Source organism: Pseudomonas avellanae BPIC 631, assembly GCF_000444135.1.
Classification (GTDB): domain Bacteria; phylum Pseudomonadota; class Gammaproteobacteria; order Pseudomonadales; family Pseudomonadaceae; genus Aquipseudomonas; species Aquipseudomonas avellanae.
Genome location: NZ_ATDK01000257.1, coordinates 39,140 through 60,044 on the forward strand (window position 1 = coordinate 39,140; position 20,905 = coordinate 60,044).

The following is a 20,905-nucleotide window of genomic DNA, read 5'->3' on the forward strand; positions in this document are numbered from 1 at the left end:
TATGCTGTGAGCTCAGGCATAAAGCCCAGAGGAAGAACCCCATGAACAGCATCGTCGACATCAAGCCTCGCGCCATCACCCATCGCACCAGCGGCAGAAAACGCGGGCCTATCACCCGCTTGATGAGCCCGGGCGATCTGGGTCAGTTGCTCAAACCTTTTATTTTTCTCGATAAGTTCGGCTTCAAGCCCGAGCCGGGTAACAAGGGATTCGGCATGCACCCGCACTCAGGCATCGCGACGCTGACTTACATGATCGAAGGCGAACTGGCTTACGAGGACACCACCGGGAAATCCGGACTGCTGCCGAGCGGCGGCGTGGAATGGATGAGTGCCGGTAACGGGGTGTGGCACGACGCCAAGCCGGTGAACGATGCGCCCATCAGCGGCTTTCAGTTGTGGGTAGCCCTGCCCGCCGCACAGGAAAACGGCCCGGCGCACAGTGTTTATCTGGCGGCCTCCCAGGTTGCCCAGGAGGGCCCGGCGCAGGTGCTGCTGGGGCGTTACGGCAGTGCTCAAAGCAGCATCCCCGCACCGGCAGGCATGAATTATCTGGCTGTGCGTTTGCAGGATGGCGAGCACTGGCGTTACACACCGCCAGCAGGCCATACCGTGGGCTGGCTGGCAGTCAACTCGGGGCACCTCGACGCAGACGGCCCGATCACGGCGGGTGAAATGGCGGTGTTCGAAGAATCGGACCGCCCTATCGACTTCGTGGCGACCGGCCCGACCTGTTTCGTACTGGGATCGGCGATAAAGCATCCGCACAATCTGGTGACCGGGTATTACTCGGTCCACACCAGCCAGGCCGCGCTGATACAGGGCGAACAGGAAATCGAACGCATCGGTGCCCTGCTGCGCGCAGAAGGCAGGCTGTAAACGTGCCGTTCTTTACACCAAGCTGTCGAGTTCGGCGAGGTGCTCAGGCGCGATGATCAACTCGCTCGCGGCCAGGTTCTCGGGCAAATGCGCGACCGAGGACGTGCCGGGGATCAGCAGGATGTTAGGCGCGCGCTGTAACAACCACGCCAGCGCGACGCACAGGGGGGAGGCATCAAGCTGCGCGGCTACGCGAGTCAGGATTGCCGACTGAAAGGGTGAAAAACCGCCCATCGGGTCGCGCTTCCAGCGCTTCGCCACCGCAGCCTCGCCCGCTTATCTGGCCGCCAGAGGACGCCCCGAGCACCCACGTGACTTGCTGAACCACGCGTGCCTGCGCGGCAAGTTTCCCAGCGGCAACCTGCCGCCCTGGGAATACGAGCGAAAGGGTGAGACCGTCAGGGTCGACCCGAGTGGCCCATTGATTGTGAGAATAGGCGGCGTATTCGACCTGACCGTACAAGCGGCAATCGACGGCCTGGGCGTTGTCCATCTGTTCGAAGACTGGCTGCGTCCGCACCTGGACAGCGGAGCGCTGGAACCGATACTCGAGCCCTGGTGGCAACGCTTTACCGGGCCGTATCTGTATTATCACGGCCATCGTTACCTGCCCTCACAGCTGAGGGCGTTCATCGACTTTATCAATGCCGGTCGAGACGCCAGCTGAGCGAATCGACCTCACGTGCGCCGGTCAGCTCATGGACGGCGCCACGCCTGCAGGGTGACGCTGCGGCGCAGCCATGGCGAACAGCTCATCGACACGTCGCACTTCCTCGGCGCTCGGCTTGATGGCCACGGCGCAGGCGACAAAAATGCCCGCATTGAAGATCAGCCCGACGATACCGCTGGTCAACGAACCCAGCCCGGGAATGTCATCCGGGTAGATTGTGGTCAGCACGATGGCGATCACAATGCCCACCAGCATGCCGGCAATCGCGCCCTGCTTGTTGCCGCGACGGCTGAACACCCCGAAGAACAGCGGCACCGCCAGTTGAATGATGCCCTGATAGGAAATCTGCGCCAGCAGTTGCAAGCGTGCGTAATCGAAGGTCAGGTACGCCAGCAACGACGCTGCGGCAATGAACACGACCATGCCGGCCTTGGCGAGTACGGTCTTTTCGCGATCACTGCGCGGCTTGCTCCAGGTCGCCAGATCGTTGGCGAACTGCGTACCGCACACCTGCACGCAACCGTCGACATGGCCGATGCTGGCGGCCAGAACGATCATGATTGCCACGGCCAGCAACCACGGCCCGCCAATGTCGAACAGCGACAGGAACCAGCCATGCTGCGGATGGGCCGCCACGTTCGGGTCCTGGCTGATGGCGGCGGCGAACAGCATCAGAATGCCGTAAAAGCCACCCACTAGCAGGATCGTCAGCAGTGTGCCCTTCTTGACCGAGCGCACACCGCTGGCGGTGTAGATACGCTGGAAGCTCATGGGCCAGCACATCGAGCCGATCACGCCGGTAAAGATCAGGCTGAACATGTACATCGGCCCATAGGTGCTGCCTGTACCGCCAGGAATCACCAGCATGCTGGCGGGCAGTTGCGACAGGTTCGAGAACGACGCCTGATCACCGAACATCAAGAAGATGCACAGCGCAGCGCACAGCACGTAGGCAATCAGCCCTTGGTACATGTCGGTCATGATCAGGCCGCGCATGCCCATGCTGACCGTCCAGTATTGACGGATCAGGATCACGGCAACCCCGACCAGCAGGCAGGTGGTCACACCCCAGCGACCGAAACTGGCGAACTGGAACAACGTCGCAAGGGCCTGAATGCCCATCACCACCCACGGGAATACCGAGATGATGCCGATGATCGAAGCGATACGTTTGACCACCGGGCTGTTGAAGCGCATGCCCAGCAAATCCGGCTGGGTGGTCAGGTTGAAGCGTTTGCCCCAGGTCCAGGCGCGGTTGGCCATCAGGTACATCGCCGTCACCCCGAGTGTGGCGTAGACCATGCCGTAAAAGCCCAGCGCACCGCCGACGGACAGCGCAAAGAACGCGGTAAAGGTCGCGCCCGGCCACCAGGAGTTGGTGTAGCACATGGCGATGAACCACGGACCGTAGGAACGCCCGCCCACGGCGTAATCGGAAAAGCTGTCGCTTTTGCGGTTGGTCGCATAAAGCACGGCAATCATGCCGGCCAGAAACACGCCGATCAGACCAAACGTGATGTACAGATCCGAACCCGTTGTTGTGCTGATCATTGTGCATCCCCTTCTTCAGGAATTTCGCCTAACAGGGACTCGACCACGTACAGCACCCACAGGCCCAGGCCCATCAGCACGGCGATCAGAATCCAGTAGAAGATCGGCAGCGGAATGCCCAGTACCAGCACGCTGCTGCCACTGACGTTGAGGTAGAACGGCGGAAACAGCGCCATCATCAACAAGGCGAAAAAATAAAGGGCAAACACCAGGCTTTTCAGGCGGCCGGGGTTGCTTGAGGGCGGAACGTTACTCATGGAGTGCTCCTTGAATTTCAGGATCTGGCTATTGATAAGTGACCGGATAGAACTCAAGCAGTAAAAGGAGCATGCGGTAATCCGCTATTTTCTTGTTGTGGGTTGCAGCGTGGGCCTGGCGGGTTACGCCTGTCGCAGCCAGGTTTCCCATTGCGAATCATTGATGATGCTGCGCGCACGCATGTGTTTCCAGGTGCCGTATTTGTAGAAATCGAAGTCCAGTTGCGAGACCGCATGCTGAACCATCGCCCATGTCGACCATTTGAGGTCGGCCAGCGCCTTGTTCAGCTTGATACGCGCCACGGTTTGCGCACTCACCTGGCCGAAGTAGTCCTCGATCAGCGCCAGCTCCATGTCGTCGCTGAAAAACATTTCGCCAAACCACAACGCCAGCTCGTAATGGCGATCGTTGTTGGAGGCGTACTCGAAATCCACCAAGCGAATCTGGCGCTCGGCGTTGAGCATGAAGTTGCCCGCCAGCGTGTCGTTCATGCACGGTGCCAGATCGATTCCGGACGCTTCAAGGGCCGCTTTGGCGCGCTGATACTGCAAGCACAGCCAGCTGTCGTCCTGGGGTTTGAGGCCCTTGAGTTCCGCAACCTGGCCCTGGTGTTCGGCGATCATGTCGAAGACCGTCTTGGTCTGTTTCAGCAGGGGTTGATCGTTAAAAGCCTTGAGCCCATGCAAAGCGCCATGACGTATGTCGCGTTGCAGAAAGTCATGGTTGGACGACGCTCGCCAGCCTTCCATGAACTCGAACACCTCGACACCAAATGCTTCGAGAAACGCGAACACTGGCGCGCCGTAGCCGGTTTGCGCCGCTTTCACGCTGGCTTCGTGAGCGGTGTGGCGATCAATGAACATTTCCGTACCCGCGCCCGGCACCTTGAAGAAATACGCCGTGTCGGCCCCTTCGACCTCGACCCGCCAGTTGGTGTTGGAGATCCCGCCGCTGACCGGTGCGTAACCGACACGTCGGCCCTGCCAGCTGTCGATACTGCGCACGGCGGCTTCCAGCTGGCGCTCCTGGGTGCTGGTGGATTGCCCTAATATTTTCATGCTCTACCCTCCTGAATCTGACGCATCCAGCCTTCCAGCCGTGGGTCCTGAACACATTGCCGACAGCGCAGCAACGTCCATTGCCCGACCTTGGAGAACTCCAGTTGCCTGGCAGAGGTGCTGCCGCTCCAGAACCCCCACAACGTCCAGTACCAGTCATTGATCAGCGCATACAGCCGGCAGACGGCGTAGTCGATTTCAAGGCACTGGCCCGCCCAAGCGCTGATACCGGCGCGCCACTCGCTCTCGAACGAATAAAGCTCATTGAGGGTAATCGCCACGTCGTACCACGGGTCCATGCAGCCGCCGTAGTCAAAATCCACCAGGCGTAACTGACCGTCGCCGGACACCATCACGTTGCTGGCCACGCCATCACCGTGCACCGGCACGGACCGAAGCTGACGTTTTTGCAAGGCCTGCCAGACCATGTCGACGCAGCGGTCGATCCATTGGTGCTCGGCGGGCAGCGCAACGCCATCGCGCTTGCACAGTGCGCGAAGGCGCTCGATATCCGTCATCGGTGAGCGGGTGAAGTCCGGCGCAGGCCCGGCGTGCACCTGGCGTTTGAGTGCCCACAGCGCGTCCAGCCGACCCGGTGCGAGCAGGTCATCAAGCCGCGCGGTGCGCCATTGAGGCCCCAGGTCTTCAAAAATCAACACGCCGTGGGTCTGGTCTGCACCGAGCAAACGCGGGGCTGCACCACTGCGGCCCGCGCATTCGCTGGCCTGCGCCGCCTGCTCGACATCAATCAGTTGCGCCATATCGGCCTGCAGGACTTTTACATAGCAGTTGCCATTGGCACCGATCACCCGAAAACCTGCCCACTCGGTGGACAGCCGCGACGGCGATGCCACGCCCTGCGTGACGGGCTCGACGTGCGGCGCTGCGTCGAATCCGTAACTCGCCAACGCGCCAAGCAGGCGTGTGTTCAGGCTTTGTGCATATGACATGGTCAGCCCTCAGCGAAACGCAACAGATGAGACACACGCGCGATACAGCAGCCCGGTCAGCATGCGCAAACCGTTGCGCATGTCCTGATCGCTGGTGTATTCGGCTTCGTTGTGAGAAACGCCATTGCTGCTGGGGATGAACAGCAGGCACACCGGATAATGGCGGTTCAGGCTGATCGCATCGTGGCCGGCGACGGTCATGCTGTCGGTGGTCGACAAGCCCAGCTCGGTGCCTACGGCGTGTGCCAGTGCCGCAAACCGGTCATTGAGCCTGGCAGGTGCTCGCAGTACGCTGCTTTCCACTTCAAAACCGGTCATGGTCTTGTCGGCGATGTCATGCAGGCTCGCATCCAGGCGCTCTGCCGCCACCCTTAGCAGCTCGACGTCGCGGGAGCGGTATTCGATCAGCAGCGACACTCTGGAGGGCACCACATTGGGCGAGTTGGGGTAAACCTCGATACGCCCGACCGAGGTGTGCATCTGCAGGCCGTGCAGCCCGGCTTCTTCGCGCACCGCAATGATCGTGTGCGCAGCCGCCAGCAACGCATCGCGGCGGGCGGCCATGGGCGTTGGGCCGGTATGATTCTGCTCGCCATCGAAGCGTACCCGGCGCTTGAGTGCCGCCCAGGTTTCGCGCACCACGCCGATGGCGGTCTGGCTGGCTTCCAGACCAGAGCCCTGCTCGACGTGAATTTCGACGTACCCGGCAATGGCCAGATCGAACTGATCACTGCCCAGATAGCCGATGGCCTGCAGGGCGTCCTGAAGGCGGATGCCGTCCCCGTCGCGACTGTCCCAGGCGGCCTCCAGCGCCAACGCACCGGTAAATACACCGCTGCCGATCAGACTCGGCTGAAAACGTGCGCCCTCCTCGTTGGTCCAGTTGACCACCGCCAGGTTGCAGGCCGGGATTTCACCGCGCTCGCGCATCTGCCGCGCCAGGCTGGACACCGCGACGGCACCTGCAAGCACACCGTAAACACCGTCAAAGCGCCCCGCGCTCGGCTGGCTGTCCAGGTGTGAGCCGCACAGCAGGTAGGGCGCGTCAGGGTCAAAGGTCATCAGGCCGAACAGATTGCCGATCGCATCAACGCGCACTTCAAAGCCGTGCTGTTCAAGCCAGCCACGAAATAGGTCGCGTACCTGACCATCTTCAGCCGAGGCAGACAGCCGATGCAGGCCGCCGGCCGATGTCGCGCCAATGGCAGAGCTTTGCCGAAACAGTGCTTCAAACGCCGCCAGATCAGCGGCGCTCGGCTCGATCAGCTCAGGGATAGAGGGTATCGACATGATCTTTCTCCAAACGTGTGGCGAATTCGTCGGATAACGGGCGATTGGTGACCAGCGTAGTAATCGCCGCAAACGGCAAGGTATTGATGAACGTGCGGTGGCCGAACTTGCCGTCGTCGGCCAGCACGACGCTGCGCGTGCAGTGCCTGACCAGCGTCCTGCGCAGCATGGCTTCGGGCTCCTGGTAATCCATCAGGCCGAGGTCCAGGTCTATACCGCCGATGCCCATGAACGCGATGTCGTAATGAAACTGCCGGGCGAAATCCAGGGTGTGCGGCCCGATCAAGGCATTGTCGGTACGCCGCACATCGCCGGGTGCAACCAGCACCTGATTGTCGCTCTGGTGCGATATCAACTGGGCGATGTCCAGCGAATTGGTAATGATCTTCAACTGGCTGAAACGGGTCAGTTGCTGGGCCAGCGCCAGCGTCGAAGTGCCCGTGTCGAGAAAGATCGCCATGCCCTCGGTGACCAGTTGCGCCGCGCAGGTAGCAATACCCGCCTTGGCCCGCGGCTTGAGCCGACTGCGCTCCTGCAAGGGCAGTTCTTCGCTGGACCGGGGCAGAATTGCGCCGCCGTGAATACGCCGCAGCCTGCCCTCTTCCTCCAGGTGCTTGAAGTCACGGCGGATGGTTTCTTCGGACACGAACAACAGTTGCGCCAGGTCCGACGCCTTGACCCGCTGCTGCTGAGCGAGCAGGCGCATGATTTCGTCCAGTCGTGGCTGATTGAGCATAGGGGGGACATTCCGTTGCAAAGTAAAGCCTCCGGTCGGCTGCCGCGCAGCATCGGCGAGCGTCATGTTTACTGCCCCAACATCGGCGGCAGACGCTGATCCCACGGCGCTATGGCTTCCACAGCGGCACAGAATTGCAGCACATGAGCATCGGCAAAACGTGGCCCCACAACTTGCAGGCCGATGGGCAGCCCTTCAGTGCTCCAGCCGCACGGCAGGTTGGCGGCCGGGTTGCCGGAAATGTTGAAAGGATAGGTAAACGGCGTCCAGCGCGCCCACGGCAACGCGCTGTCCTGCCCGGCGTAGCCAGCAGGCGCTACGTCATCGGCTGCAAACGGCAGAATGGGCAGCGTGGGCATGATCAGCAGGTCGTAATCTTCAAACAGCGCGTTCACCTGATTGGCAAAGGCCGCGCGCTGCTGCATTGCCTGCAGATAATCACCCAGGCCGTAGCGCGCCGAGTGCCGGATCAGTTCGGCAAAGCCCGGATCGAGTTGATCCAGCTGTTGCTCAAGCGCTTTGCCGTAAGCGATGCCACGGCCTGCGACCCACAACGTCTCGAACGTCGCCAGCGGGTCCTGCCAGTCGAGTGTCAGGGTGCTTACCGTGACCGGCAGCGACCTGGCGATAGTGGCCACCGCTGCTTCGACTGCCGCCGCGATTTGCGGGTCGACCGGGGTGTCGAACAAGGTCGGACAATAGCCGATACGCAGCGGCTTCAGCGGCTGGTCGCAACGAGCCAGAAAGGACTCGTCGGGCGCGGGCAACGCCTGATGATCCAGCGGGTCAGGCCCCGAAAGAACATCGAACAGCAATGCACTGTCGCGCACAGTTCGGGTGATCGGCCCGGCATGGCTGAGCATCTCGGTGGCCGACCAAGGCCAGGTCGGGATACGTCCCAACGTACCCTTGAGGGCAAACGCGCCGCAGAACGATCCCGGTATGCGCACCGAGCCGCCACCGTCGGACCCCAACGTCGCAGGGACCATGCGCGCTGCCACGGCAATCGCCGAACCGGAGCTGGAACCGCCGCTGGTCAGCGTCGGGTCCCATGGGTTACGGCCGTTACCAAAGACCCGCGAGGTACTGGCGCCGGTCCAGCCAAATTCAGTGGTTGCGGTCTTGCCCAGAATAATAGCGCCAGCACTCTTGAGACGCCGGATGATCGGCGCGTCTTGCGCGGGCACGGCGTCCAGTGCGGTCAACGAGCCGCGTGTAGTGCGCAACCCGGCTGTCGAAAACAGGTCCTTGATACCAAAAGGAATGCCATGCAAAGGCCCACGAGGCTTGCCGCGCTGCAGCTCTGCGGTCATGGTCCAGGCTTGCTCGAGCGCGGCTTCGGCGTAGACATCACCAAACGCGTTGAGTGTGGGATTGTGGGTTTTAATGATTGAAAGGCACAGCTCGGTCAGACGTATCGGCGTCATGCACCCCTTGCTGACCAGTGCGGCAGCTCCAATCACGGTGGGCATGGACGACGGCGTTGGCTCAATCAATGTAGATACCTCTGCGAAAAGCTCAGGCGAAAAGCCCGGCGTGAACGACTGCCAGTGCATTACAGTCAGCTGCCCCTGACGAGTCAAGTGGGTTTTGTTGGATATTTTGAATTTGTGGTTTTAAATTTTGTAACAGCACCGTCGCAGTGCTGAAAAACGGTCAAAACCGTACAACGCCCAATTGCGGTGCGCAGTGAAAGCAGCAAAAGGCGAGATGCTCGATGGCCTGTAAACCAAAAACAGCGCCACTGTCTGGCGCTGTCTCTGTGGTGCAGCTCAGTCACTCAAACCAAGCGATCAGACCGCCAGGTCGGTGGCATGGGACTCTGTGACGCCTACCAGCTGAATCTGAAAATCAGCATGCAGATCGCCATTGACGTTGCCAGACAGCACGTGGTCGGCAAAGCGCAGTTGGCCAGCCCCGGTGAACTCGCCGCTGCCAATGAAGCTGAAAGCATCAAGGGCTTTGGTGTCCACGTTGGCATCCATCTTCAGGAAGCAGAGCTTGTCGCCCTGCTGGCTGTTGAAGTCTGTGATGATATCGCTGGCCGCGCCTTTGCCGATCTCTGCCAGGTCGTTGAACACAAAACGGTCAGCACCGGTGCCGCCCGTCATGATATCTGCGCCCAGGCCGCCCACCAGCTTGTCATTGCCAGCGCCGCCAAAGATCACGTTGTTCGCGTCGTTACCGGTCAGGGTGTTGTTGCGATCATTGCCCAACAGTGTGAACTCGCCCTCGCCTTTGAGGTGGACATTTTCAAAGTTGGCCAGGGGGCCTGCGTTCAGATCGATCACCGCAGCAGTTGCCGACGTGTTGTCGTAGGTGATCTTGAGCGTGTCGACGCCTTCGTTGGCCTTTTCCTGAACCAGTGCCAGCTCGTCTGCCTGATCAATGACGTAGGTATCGTTACCCAGGCCGCCGATCATGATATCCAGACCGCCACGGCCATCCAGTACGTTCGCCAGATCGTTGCCGATCAGCGTGTCGTTGAAGGCGGAACCAATGGCGTTTTCAATGTGCGCGCCATAAGCAATCGCCAGCCCGGAGTTCATCAGCGTCGGGGCATCAGGGTTATCGTTGTAATCCAGAAAAGCCTTGCCGATGGTGCTGAACTCACCCTCGTTAAGGTTGATCTTGACGAACGACGCCTGATTGCTGGCATCGATCGTGTCCTTGCCGCCCGCGTCCCAGATGGTCTCGAACACCGATTGATCGGGCGCCCACTTATAAACGTCATTGCCGGTGTGATAGCTGTTATTGGCACCGTAGATGAATTGCATGGCCGCTACATCGAGCAACATCGGCGTGGTGGGCATGAAGCTGTAGTTGTTGGTGTAGCTCATGATGGTGTAGCGGGCGTCTTCGAATTTGGCGTCAAGCAGGACATCGTTGTACTGCGTGCCTTCAAACGAATGCTTCAAGCCGAGCGCATGACCCGTTTCGTGCATGAACGTCAGGTAATCATCAGTACCTTTCGCGGGATCCGCAGCATTGACTTTAGGCCCGATCCAGACATCACCGGATCTGCCGAGCGTGCCGGGCGCATAGGCCTGACCGTACTCAAGGCTTTGCAGGCCCTGGAAACCGCCGAAACGGATGTCTCCGACATTGTCGGGCGTATCTTTTACTTCAGTGAACGTAATGTCCGCCACTGCGCTCCACGCACCCAGCGCGCTTCTCGCGGCAGCCGCCTGGGCATCGGTCAATGAATAGGCATCGCCGGGTTCCTGAGAGCGGCTGTAATCGGTGGCGTAGACCGAGTCTGCGGTATGAAAGCTGTAAGTCAGGTGGGTACCGGTCGCATCGCCTAGCCAGAAAGGTCCCCACAACAGGCTGGTGACTCGATCGTCGGCAGATCCCTCGGGCAAAAGTTCGGCAGGGCTTGAATCGTTAGGGCCGGGCATCGGCATTGCTCCAGAAGAGTACGGACGTTAGTGATTGACCAAAGACCCTTACAGGGCAGTAAAGATCGTCGGACAGTTTATTACATAACAGGCACAATTTGGACGCAATAGGTTACAACTAAGCTATTCCTGTGCGACGCTGCACAAAATAAACGCCCTCGAACTTCTTATTACAGGCGTACTTCAATTGTTATTGCGCCCATCATTTTAAACGCACGCCGTTAAAGCAGTATTCAAGGACCGGGGTACGAAAGCGCCGGATGATCATCCGGGCGGCCTGCGGAACTTGCGCAGGCCGGATCGCTGTCATTGATGTACGCGGCACTACTGCGTCGACTGCCCACCTTTCAAACGGTTCAGGGTCCGCAAGGCGCGCAGGGTTAGAGCCCCGCTTGCGCGTGTTTATTTATGCGTTATGCACCTTGCTGCCCTCTACGAATCATAGGCATCATAAGACCTTATTTTTACCTGATCGCGGTGCGCCCCCATGACCCACCACCCTGCGCCACTTCCCGCCAGCGAGGAAGATCGAGTCCTGTCGCTTGAGCACCTGAAGATACTGGACAGCGCTCCCGAGCAAGACTTCGACGATATCGTGCTGCTCGCCACCACGCTGTGCGATGCGCCTATCGCCCTGGTTTCGCTGGTTGACCGGGAGCGCCAGTGGTTCAAGGCCTGCATCGGCCTGGACGTCAGAGAAACCCACCGCGATCTGGCATTCTGTGCGCACGCCATCCTGGAGCCTTCCGATGTGCTGGTGGTGGAAGATGCCACCACTGACCCTCGCTTCAAGGAGAGCCCGCTGGTGCTCGGCCCTCCTTACATCCGGTTCTATGCAGGCGCGCCGATTCGCAACGATTCCGGCCATGCGCTGGGCACCGTGTGTGTGATCGATATCTGGCCGCGAGTCCTGACCGAGCAGCAGCGCCTTGCACTGCTGGCACTGGCGCGACAGACCGCCGCCTTGATGCAATATCGCCTGCTCACAGAACAACGTGATCAACAGGCTGCGCAACTGGCGCTGGAACTCGACAATGCGCAGCGTCAAGGCCAGAGCACTGAACAGAACCTGCGCGACTCGCAGCGAATGTCGTCGCTGGGCATGCTCACAGCCAGCATTGCCCACGACTTCAACAACCTGCTGCAAGCGCTGAGCGCCAGCCTGCAACTTACCCGCATGCGCGCGCGGCGGCCGTCAGACGTCGAGACGTTCAGCGATGCTGGCCTGCAAGCCGTGGAACACGGCCGCAAACTGGTTACCCGCTTGCTGAGCAGCGTCAGCCAGGACGGTCCGGAACTGATCTGCATCGATGTCAGTGAAAAACTTGATGCCGCCCGAGACCTGCTGCAGCGCTCGGCAGCCGATCAACTGGAACTGTCGTTCGACCTGCGCGCACGGGGCTGGGGCGTTTTGTGTGTCGAAGCACAGTTGCACACCGCAGTGTTGAGCCTTCTGACCAGTGCCCGTGATGCCATGTCGGGGCCGGGCAAGGCCCACATCGCCACCCGCCTGGAGTCGGTCGAAGAGGATCCGCGTCTTCAGGATGGTGATTATCTGGTGCTCAGCGTGGCTGACGACGGCCCGGGCATGACTGCTGACATTCAAGAGCAGATATTCGACCCTTTCTTCACCAGCAAAAATTCCGGCCAGGTAACAGGTACGGGGCTGGCTCAGGTACAAGAGTTTGCGGTGGGCGCAGGCGGCGGCGTACGCGTGGAAACACTCCCGGGGGGCGGTACAACGCTGCATCTCTATTTGCGCATACTCGGCCAGATCAATGTGCCGAATGCGGCCCAGGGATAGCTCGCGGTGATGCGCCACCCACGGCATTCCTCGCGGGATAATCTCAACTATCGTGCGACGCTCTGCGTCGGCATGCCGTTCTGGACGCTCTGCGTCCGATCCTGAATGCGCGGCACAAATCTGTGACGCGCAGCGTCACGAAATGCACTCCCAATCGACGCCATCCGGTGCATCGGCCCTTTCCCACGGCCTTCCTTAAGATCGGCCCTCCTGACCAACCCTCGCAGGCGCAAATAAATTCGCGTGCATAAAATCGATAAACACCCGCAAACGCACGGAAAGATGCTTGCTCGATGGCCAGAACAATCTGAAGCTCCCGGTGTGCAGGGTGTAGTCAGCCAATATCGGTACCAGTTCACCTTTGCGGATGGCAGAGGCCAACATGAAATCCGGCAAGCAGGTAATGCCCAGGCCTGCTCGCGCAACCTCGACAAGCACTTCGGTGGTATTGCACACCATGGTCTGCGGCAACTCGAAATCCTCGGACCCGGCCTCACGACGCAGCGGCCAGTGTTCAAACTTTCCGGAAGAGGGAAACTTGTGCTGCAAACAGGCGTGATTCACCAGATCGGCAGGCTGCTCAGGCAATCCATGCCGGGCAAAATAGTCCGGCGAGCCAACAACGCACAGCTGAAAACTGCCCATTCTTTTTGACATGAGCCTGGAATCACTCGGCTCTCCGGTGCGCAATACAACGTCAAATCCTTCGTCGATGATGTCGACCATACGGTCTGAGAAGTCGATGTCCAGTTCGATGTCGGGATACGTGCGCATGAACTGGATAACGACCGGCATCACCAGCCCGAACACCAATGGCACGCTGATACGCAGCCTGCCTTTTGGCAGGTCTCGGGCGTTGCTCAGCTCCAACTGCGCGGCGTCCAGCTCTGACAGAATGCGCCTGCAGCGATCAAGAAATATCGAACCCTCGAGCGTCAAGGCAATGCTGCGCGTATTGCGATGAAAAAGCCGTACGCCCAGGCTCTCCTCCAGACGACCGATACTCTTGCCCACACCCGATGAAGAAATACCCAGCCGCTTGCCCGCCAGGGTAAAACTTCGTGTCTCCGTGACCAGCACAAACAGAGCAATGCTGCCGAGCGATTCCATTGCCTACTCCATTATTACGGACAGCCATGTCCTGAACGTTCGGAACATAAGCACTGTTTTTGTTTGCAGGCGCAACCCCTAATCTCCCCGCAGGGCAAGTGCCCTTGGATAACTGCGTGCAGCGCCGAAAAATCGCGCACGTCTCACAGGGAAATTGCACATGACTTCAGCAAACCACGTTCAGGCGTCGTCCAAAGCCAGACGGTGGGGACAGTTGTTTGCCGCCTGCCTGACCGGGATCCTCATCCCTTTGTGCTTCACCGGCCCCGCAGTGGTCTTGCCGTCGATCAACCAGGCGCTGGGCGGGTCGGCCGTCGAGCTGACTTGGGTCATCAACGCTTACATCCTCACGTACGGCAGCGCCATGATGGCGGCCGGAAGCCTGACCGACATCTATGGCAGAAAGCGGATATGGCTGATCGGCCTGGTAATATTCGTAGTGTCCACCAGTGCCATTCCGGCAGCGTCATCCGTTGTGCAGATCGATGTACTGCGCCTGATTCAGGGTCTGGGTGGCGCCGCAGCGTTTGCCGGGGCCATGTCGTCGCTTGCGCAGAGTTTTCATGGCGCTGATCGTACCCGGGTATTCAGCCTGCTGGGCACTACGTTCGGCATCGGCCTGGCGTTCGGCCCTCTGGCGGCCGGTGCGCTGGTGGATTCGGCAGGCTGGGAATGGTCATTTCTGGCCACCGCACTCATCGGCGCACTCGGCTTTGTACTGGTGCTGTTCAGCGCGACCGAATCCCGAGACCCGGACGCCCAAGGTATGGACTGGCCGGGCGCGATCAGCTTCACCGCCGCACTGACCCTCTTCACCTACGCCATCCTGCTTGCCCCGGAAGACGGCTGGGCTCATCCGCAGGTCTGGGGCGGCATTATCGGCTCAATCGTGCTGTTATGGATTTTCATCGTGGTCGAACGTAGTACCGCCCGACCGATGCTGGACCTGTCGCTGTTCAAGAGCCCGCGTTTTGCCGGCGTGCAGATTCTCGCCGCCAGCCCGGCATTTTTCTTCGTGATCCTGATCATCATGCTGCCGGCCAGGTTCATCGGCATCGATGGCCTCAGCGCCCTCGAAGCGGGGCAGATGATGACCGCGCTCGCCGCGCCGTTGCTGATTGTGCCGATGCTTGCGGCGCACTTGGCGCGGCGCTTCACCTCCGGCGTGCTGTCGGGCGTGGGGTTAGTGCTGGTGGCAGCGGGCCTGGCCTGGCTGGCACTGGTGCTGGACAGCGGTGCAACCCGCATGGCCCTGCTGCCGATGGCGTTGATTGGTATCGGCATTGGCCTGCCCTGGGGCTTGATGGATGGCATGGCGGTCAGTGTCGTGGAAAAGGAACGGGCTGGCATGGCGACCGGCATTTTCAATGCGGTGCGTGTTTCAGCTGATGGCATCGCCATCGCGCTGGCCGGCGCGCTACTCGCGACGTTCATTCAATGGAGTTTGTTCGGCGCGCTGAATGGCACGGCGCCAGAAGTCTTGACCGAGGCGGCCAATCGCGCGGCGCTGGGCGATCTGCAAAGTGCGATTGATGCCCTCCCCGGCCAGTCAGACCTGCTGCATCAGCATTACGCCACGGCCTTTCGCAACCTGCTGTTCATCCTCAGTGTCGCCAGCGTGCTGACCGCCGCAGCGGTTTTCACGCTGCTGGGTCGTGTGCATGCCCACGAAGAACTGCCGCAGGATTCTTCCGGTCTGACGGGGCAAACCAAATGAACCAGGACAAGTCACTCAACCTGCACAAATCGGGGGCGCACTCGGCGTTTTCGAAGGTGTTCGCACCCGGCCATCTTACCTTTGGCCTGATTACGCCGCTGGAGGGTTATCCAAACTCGGCAGTGCCGCCGCCCTGTGGCTACGCGACGTGCCCATGCTCGACCCGGCTTTCGGCGACGCCGGGCAGATCTTTGACCCTTTCGTGTACGCCGGGCTGCTGGCGGGTGTCACCCAGCGAATATGTATCGGAACTGCAGGCATCGTCATGACACTGCGTCATCCGCTGACCGTGGCCAAACAGGCCTGCAGCCTGGACGTGTTGCTCAAGGGACGCTTTTTGCTGGGGCTGTCTACCGGTGACAGACCCATTGAGTATCCGGCGTTCGGGCAGGATTTCGATACACGAGCCGCACGTTTCAGAGAATGCGTCGAGATTCTACGCGCAGTGACAGAACACTCTTTTCCCCTGTTGACCACGCAGCACTACGGGCAATTGAACGGTGAGCTGGATCTTCTGCCCAAACCCTGGAGCGGACGACTGCCGATGCTGGCAGTCGGTCGCTGTGGCCAGGATATAAAGTGGCTGGCAAACCACATGGACGGCTGGATATGGCACCAGAGCGGCTTCAATACATTGCCTGAGGTCATCGACCACTGGCGTGAATCCAACGTGCAGAAACGCTTCAAACCCTACGGTTATGCGACATTTTTTGATCTGGACGACAACAAGGATGCCCCCATGACCGTTGGGCGCGGCATCAGCACCGGGCGAAACGCGCTCATCAGGTTGTGGGAGCGCCAACGAGAAGAAGGCGTCTCGCATGTAGCGTTGAACCTGAAACCTCTGAAGCGCCCCGCCAAGGAGGTGTTACAGGAGCTGGAAGAGTACGTATTGCCGTATTTTCCTACACGCCGGGGTAATCCGGTCTGAACGCAGTACTGTCTGACTCCACGTTGACTATCGCGGTGTGCTTCGTGGCAGAAACAGGGAAGAACTCCATAAAAAATGACCGGGGAGGTCACCATGCGTGCTGAAAAAAATTACCCGATAAAAACCAATCCCATGCGTAGCAGCCGCAACAAGATGCAGCTCGGTGTTTTTTCCACCAACACGGAAGGAGGCTGCACAGTCACCAATGCGCCAGAACGCCTGCGTGGAGACGATTGGGCGGGCAATCTGGAAATAGCCAAAATGGCAGACAGTGCAGGCTTTGAGGCATTTATACCGGTAGGCCGCTGGAAAGGTTTTGGCGGCGAGAACAACACCGGCGGCATCTGTTTTGAAACCTACACCTGGGCCGCCGGCATTGCAGCATTAACCGATCAGATCGCAGTGTTTACCACCTCGCATCTGCCTACGGTACACCCGCTCTTCGCCGCCAAGCAGGCGGTGACGATCGACCATATCAGCAGCGGTCGCTTCGGGCTCAATATCCTCTGCGGCTGGTATGGCGCCGAGATGCGCATGTTCAACGGGCACATGCTGGAGCACGATCAACGTTATGACTACGCCGAAGAATGGCTGCACATCGCAAAAAGTGCCTGGGAACAGCAAACACCATTCGACTTCAAAGGCGCTTATTTCAATATTTGCGGCGCCATTTCGCAACCCCGTCCGCTCAACAAGCCTTATTTGATCAACGCAGGTGGCTCGCCGCGCGGTAAACGATTCTGTGCAGAACACTGCGACGCTGCTTTTCTGATCATCAAACATCTGGACGGCGAAGACGCGGTGCGTCAGCAGATCGCGTCTTACAAGGACGTCGCCAAGCTTGAGTTCGGGCGGGATATAAAAATCTGGTGTTACGGCTACGTGGTGCAAAAAAACACCCAGGCAGAAGCCGATGCCTATCTCGATTATTACGCCACTCAACTGGGCGATGATGAAGGGTGCGACATCATTACCCGCGAATTGGGTATCCAGACGGGCATATTCACGCCAGAAGACGCTGAACGTTTCCGCTTTCACTTCAAGGCAGGTTTTGCCGGTGTACCGCTGGTGGGCACGCCGCAACAGATCGTGGAACTGCTGCAGAAATACGCCGACTGGGGTATCGACGGAATTGCACTGACCTGGCTCGATTACCATCAGGGTATCAAGGACTTCGTCGCACAGACATTGCCGTTGATGGAGGTGGCTGGCCTGCGCGAAACGCGCGCGGTAGAAACGCTCGCCTCCCCGGTCGCGGTCACATCAGGCGCAGAAGAAACAGCCTGATAAAAAAACTCCCCGGGGCCGGATCCGGATCCGGGGAGCTTTACTGAGTAGCCAGTCAAACAGCCAACATGCGCCGGGGATTTGAAAGTGTCACGTCTACCCGGCGCGCTTCGCTGAGGCCAAATGCCTCGAACCAACCGTCGCTCAATGACAGCCACTGCGACACATCAACCTGACTGGTCTGCCCCAGATCAGAGCTGTACACCACATTGGCAACCTCGCTCAACACTGCGCTGAAGTCCTGCTTATCCTGATAGCCCAACAAGTAGGTGAGCGCCGTCTGCTCGATGAAGATATTCGGCTCGCGCCCCCACGCCGCCAAGTCCTCGGCCTTCAAGCCGGTGAGCGGGTTAGCCGGCTGATTGAGCATCAGCCGTGGTACCCCGATGCGAATCGCTTCGTCCACCAACAGCCTGACTTCATGCGCGTCGGCGTGACCTGTCGAAATGACCAACGGGTAGTCACAGGCCATTTTCAGAATATCCAGCGCCTGAGGGGTAAGCCGCCCGCTTTGCGACGTCACCCGCGCGGGCTGGATCGGCTTGTTCTGCAAGATCGGATGGCTCGGGCTGCGGACCAGCGTGCTGGTATGTTTCCTGCCGGTGACCGTCGGGAAATGGACGATGAACCGCTCTGATTCGTCGCCGCGCAGGCACAGACTGCGCTCCACAACCCGGTGGTCAACGCCTCCGGCTATCTCGTTGAGCACCAGCGACCCACTGACAGGAAAACCCTCCTGACGGGCCTCCCATGCCTGAGCAGCCGTGCAGCCCAGATGGTTCTTCAGCACCACCCTGCCCTGCGCCTTTGCGTAGCACCGGCCGGCTTCCATTGCGCCGTGACGGCGAATGAAGGCATCCGGGTTGGCGTGATAATGCACGTCGATAAAGCGCGTGCTTGTGCCTGGCTCATCAACGGGCGTAGTCATTTCGCCAGCTCCGGCACCAGGATCAGGAACGTGTCGATGCCTTCCAGCACGCGCCTCAAATCATCGGTCAGTGGGCGCATGCCGCCATCAATTACGCACAACGAACGCTGATTTCTCCCCTCGGTGCGCAGCACATGATCGGCGCCGACCAGCTGTGATTTGCCACCAAATACGCTCAGCACACGCCCCTCATAGTCGCAAAGACGCTCACTGACATTCACTCCGTCGAGCAGTCGAAAACCACGCACCAGACGCTGACCCTGAGGTGCCAGCAGCACATCATTGTCAGTGTCGAACCGGTCTTGTTCAGCGTGTGCCTGGCCTTCGGGCAAGACCAGCTCATCAAGCAAGCGTTTAGCCTGCCTGACGTGACCCTGTTCGGCCAGGTCCGCCATGCGCCCAAGCCTTGCATCCAGCAATGCGTCGGCTTTTGACGGGGAAGAAAGCAACAGCAAGGCAGGGGTCACAGACAGAAACGAACTACCGGCCAACGCCTGCGCCAGCGCACCGCCCAAGGCGACGCCGACCAGCACATCCGGTACGCCCCAGGGCTCGAGGGCATCGGCCCAGCGCTCGGCAAAGCCGCTGAAGCACTCGTCTGGCACGGCAGGCAGTGACAGGGAGTCGAACACCGTCACCTGATGACCGGAGCGGATGAAATGATCGATCAGCGGCCCGGCGAACGCGCCTTGATCCCACACCGGCATGACCGGTGACAACACAAATGCCCGGGCTTGCCCGTGACCGAAGGTCTGGTGCGTGATGTGGCAACTCATGGTGTTTGCTCCTGCAATAAATAAAAGACCCACTCAGGCAAGCGGGTCTGATCGACGATCCTTATCACTTGAAGAATGGTCCCCCTTTAACGAAAGGCCCGAAGACGCTCGATGCTGTCGGCATAACCGCGCAAGGTTGATTCCATAATCAGTTGCGCGGGTTGTATGTCCTTGATCAGGTCTGCAACTTCACCGGCCCAGATGGCCTTGATACTGACGTCATCGGCCGCCATCGCCGTCTCGTACTCGGCATGCCGCCGATCAACCGACGCCGCAAATGCCTGCTCCTCACCGACCCAGGCCGCCGAGAAGTCGTTGCCAATCGCCCTGCCCCTGTAGCCTTCGGGCCACTCGATGCCGCGCACCTGATCAAACAAACGGGTCCTGACCGTATCGCTCGCCACCGCCTGCACCACACGCTGCTTTACCCGCGCTGACGGCAAGGCCTCCTCGGAGGCCAGAAACCGCGTTCCCATCATCACGCCATCCATGCCCAGTGCCAATGCGGCAGCCATGCCACGACCGTCGGCAATCCCGCCAGCACCGATGAGCACCACGGCATCTCCCACGGCATCGCGGACCGCCGGGAACAGTGGCAATGACGAGCGATGCAAACTGTGCCCACCGGCTTCGGCCCCCTGCACGATCAAGGCGTCAGCACCGGCGTCCAGCGCGTAGTGCGCCTGATCGACATCGTGCACCTGGACAATGACCCTGGCATTGGCCCGTTGAATGGGTTTGATGAAAGGACGCACATCGCCAAACGATAACGCGACCACATCAGGGCCATATTCCAGCGCCAGATCGAGCAATTCAAAACGCCGGGCCACCGTAAACATCACCAGGCCCACGCCCCAGGGCTGCGTGACGTCGCGCATCAACTCAAGCTCACGTGCCATCCACTGAGGATCACCATAGCTGGCGCCCACCAGTCCAAGCCCACCGGCTCTGGAAACCGCCGCTGCCAGACGCCCGCCCGACGCGCCGCCCATGGGCGCCAACGCCAGGGGGCAGTCGATCCCCAGCAGCGCAGTCATTGCCGTATTGAGTACGGTCATAACGTCATCCTTTTTTATAAACGCGAGTAGCTGTGCCAAGAGCATGGCGATAACCACCACACTCCCGAACAGCAGGCGGGTCAGGCTACTTTTTGCAAGGCCGTTGCCGGGGTGATGTATTCGGCCACGCTGTAGAGGTGGTACTCCCAGGTGCCGATTTCTTTCAGGCGCGAATACCGTGACAAGAACTCGTTATCGGTGAACAGCGATTCAAACTGACTGCGATCGCTCCATTGCGCTTGGTTGATAACCGTCTTGCCGTCGGTACTTTTCATCAGCCGGCTCCACTTGAAAGCGCTGTACGTACGCGCGACGTAATTGACGGTCTCTTCAAGAATTTCAATGGCGGCGTCCTGAAAGTTCTCGTTTACGTGGACAACGTTGACCAGATAGACAGGGCGGCGGCAAAAACTGAGCGCAACACCTGACCAATCCGGTACGGTGAACCTATGTCATATCATGAACTCAGCATTGAAGAACGCATCACGATCCAGTTTGGCCA

Annotated in this window: 17 protein-coding genes and 3 pseudogenes; 6 read left to right on the top strand and 14 right to left on the bottom strand. The window is 59.8% G+C overall.

All coding sequences use genetic code 11. The annotated features are described in order from the left end of the window. Window positions 1-41 precede the first annotated feature (41 nt). A complete protein-coding gene (locus tag DW49_RS0114970; RefSeq protein WP_005618627.1) occupies window positions 42-878 on the top strand; it encodes a pirin family protein in 837 nt (278 codons plus the stop codon). 12 nt (window positions 879-890) lie between these two features. Here DW49_RS0114970 and DW49_RS0114975 read toward each other — a convergent pair. Beyond that, window positions 891-1,115: pseudogene (locus DW49_RS0114975) on the bottom strand (aldo/keto reductase); the annotation flags it as partial. On the opposite strand from DW49_RS0114975, the pseudogene DW49_RS0114980 reads away from it, so the two are divergent. Next, window positions 1,108-1,545: pseudogene (locus DW49_RS0114980) on the top strand (LysR substrate-binding domain-containing protein); the annotation flags it as partial. The pseudogenes DW49_RS0114975 and DW49_RS0114980 overlap by 8 nt on opposite strands. 24 nt (window positions 1,546-1,569) lie before the next feature. Here the strand turns inward: DW49_RS0114980 and DW49_RS0114985 are convergent. The 8 genes from DW49_RS0114985 to DW49_RS0115020 all read right to left on the bottom strand — a co-directional run bounded on the left by DW49_RS0114985 (window position 1,570) and on the right by DW49_RS0115020 (window position 10,792). After that, complete coding sequence (locus tag DW49_RS0114985) at window positions 1,570-3,099, bottom strand: sodium:solute symporter family protein (protein WP_005618632.1); 1,530 nt, start codon at window positions 3,097-3,099, stop codon at window positions 1,570-1,572. Continuing rightward, the gene (locus tag DW49_RS0114990) at window positions 3,096-3,356 is read right to left on the bottom strand and encodes a hypothetical protein (protein WP_003380516.1); all 261 of its coding nucleotides are present in this window, start codon (window positions 3,354-3,356) and stop codon (window positions 3,096-3,098) included. The genes DW49_RS0114985 and DW49_RS0114990 overlap by 4 nt, the downstream gene beginning before the upstream one ends. A gap of 123 nt (window positions 3,357-3,479) precedes the next feature. Continuing rightward, window positions 3,480-4,415 (bottom strand): choline kinase family protein, encoded by a 936-nt coding sequence (locus DW49_RS0114995; RefSeq protein ID WP_005618634.1) that lies wholly within the window; start codon window positions 4,413-4,415, stop codon window positions 3,480-3,482. After that, window positions 4,412-5,365, bottom strand: a complete 954-nt coding sequence (locus DW49_RS0115000) for an aminoglycoside phosphotransferase family protein (protein WP_005618635.1) — start codon at window positions 5,363-5,365, stop codon at window positions 4,412-4,414. Before DW49_RS0115000 ends, DW49_RS0114995 begins: the two co-directional genes overlap by 4 nt. A 9-nt stretch (window positions 5,366-5,374) precedes the next feature. Next, complete coding sequence (locus tag DW49_RS0115005; RefSeq protein ID WP_005618637.1) at window positions 5,375-6,655, bottom strand: M20 family metallo-hydrolase; 1,281 nt, start codon at window positions 6,653-6,655, stop codon at window positions 5,375-5,377. Further along, window positions 6,633-7,391: a DeoR/GlpR family DNA-binding transcription regulator gene (locus tag DW49_RS0115010; RefSeq protein ID WP_024419960.1), complete on the bottom strand. Its 759-nt coding sequence runs from the start codon at window positions 7,389-7,391 to the stop codon at window positions 6,633-6,635. Before DW49_RS0115010 ends, DW49_RS0115005 begins: the two co-directional genes overlap by 23 nt. 68 nt (window positions 7,392-7,459) lie before the next feature. Continuing rightward, a complete protein-coding gene (locus tag DW49_RS0115015; RefSeq protein ID WP_024419959.1) occupies window positions 7,460-8,863 on the bottom strand; it encodes an amidase in 1,404 nt (467 codons plus the stop codon). Window positions 8,864-9,184: 321 nt separating this feature from the next. After that, complete coding sequence (locus DW49_RS0115020) at window positions 9,185-10,792, bottom strand: M10 family metallopeptidase (protein WP_005618642.1); 1,608 nt, start codon at window positions 10,790-10,792, stop codon at window positions 9,185-9,187. A gap of 487 nt (window positions 10,793-11,279) precedes the next feature. Between DW49_RS0115020 and DW49_RS0115025 the strand changes: the two genes are divergently transcribed. Further along, a complete protein-coding gene (locus DW49_RS0115025; RefSeq protein ID WP_005618644.1) occupies window positions 11,280-12,596 on the top strand; it encodes a GAF domain-containing hybrid sensor histidine kinase/response regulator in 1,317 nt (438 codons plus the stop codon). Window positions 12,597-12,791: 195 nt separating this feature from the next. Here the strand turns inward: DW49_RS0115025 and DW49_RS0115030 are convergent, their stop codons facing one another. After that, window positions 12,792-13,706, bottom strand: coding sequence for a LysR family transcriptional regulator (locus tag DW49_RS0115030; protein WP_005618646.1), 915 nt, complete (start codon window positions 13,704-13,706; stop codon window positions 12,792-12,794). A 160-nt stretch (window positions 13,707-13,866) separates the two neighbouring features. Between DW49_RS0115030 and DW49_RS0115035 the strand changes: the two genes are divergently transcribed. The 3 genes and pseudogenes from DW49_RS0115035 (at window position 13,867) to DW49_RS0115045 (ending at window position 17,641) form a co-directional block, all read left to right on the top strand. After that, window positions 13,867-15,423: an MFS transporter gene (locus DW49_RS0115035; protein ID WP_005618647.1), complete on the top strand. Its 1,557-nt coding sequence runs from the start codon at window positions 13,867-13,869 to the stop codon at window positions 15,421-15,423. Continuing rightward, window positions 15,420-16,354 (top strand): annotated as a pseudogene (locus tag DW49_RS01000000128405) (LLM class oxidoreductase). Before DW49_RS0115035 ends, DW49_RS01000000128405 begins: the two are co-directional and overlap by 4 nt. A 75-nt stretch (window positions 16,355-16,429) precedes the next feature. Then, entirely contained in the window at window positions 16,430-17,641 is a 1,212-nt protein-coding gene (locus DW49_RS0115045; RefSeq protein ID WP_024420386.1) for an LLM class flavin-dependent oxidoreductase, read from the top strand. 55 nt (window positions 17,642-17,696) lie between these two features. Here the strand turns inward: DW49_RS0115045 and DW49_RS0115050 are convergent, their stop codons facing one another. The 4 genes from DW49_RS0115050 to DW49_RS0115065 all read right to left on the bottom strand — a co-directional run bounded on the left by DW49_RS0115050 (window position 17,697) and on the right by DW49_RS0115065 (window position 20,792). Then, window positions 17,697-18,569 carry a DUF6282 family protein gene (locus tag DW49_RS0115050; protein ID WP_005618652.1) on the bottom strand — a complete coding sequence of 291 codons (873 nt, stop codon included), beginning with the start codon at window positions 18,567-18,569 and terminating at the stop codon, window positions 17,697-17,699. Next, entirely contained in the window at window positions 18,566-19,345 is a 780-nt protein-coding gene (locus DW49_RS0115055) for a hypothetical protein (RefSeq protein WP_005618654.1), read from the bottom strand. The genes DW49_RS0115050 and DW49_RS0115055 overlap by 4 nt, the downstream gene beginning before the upstream one ends. Window positions 19,346-19,431: 86 nt before the next feature. Then, the gene (locus DW49_RS0115060) at window positions 19,432-20,403 is read right to left on the bottom strand and encodes an NAD(P)H-dependent flavin oxidoreductase (protein WP_005618658.1); all 972 of its coding nucleotides are present in this window, start codon (window positions 20,401-20,403) and stop codon (window positions 19,432-19,434) included. An 80-nt stretch (window positions 20,404-20,483) separates the two neighbouring features. After that, entirely contained in the window at window positions 20,484-20,792 is a 309-nt protein-coding gene (locus tag DW49_RS0115065; RefSeq protein WP_044424842.1) for an antibiotic biosynthesis monooxygenase, read from the bottom strand. Window positions 20,793-20,905: the final 113 nt, after the last annotated feature.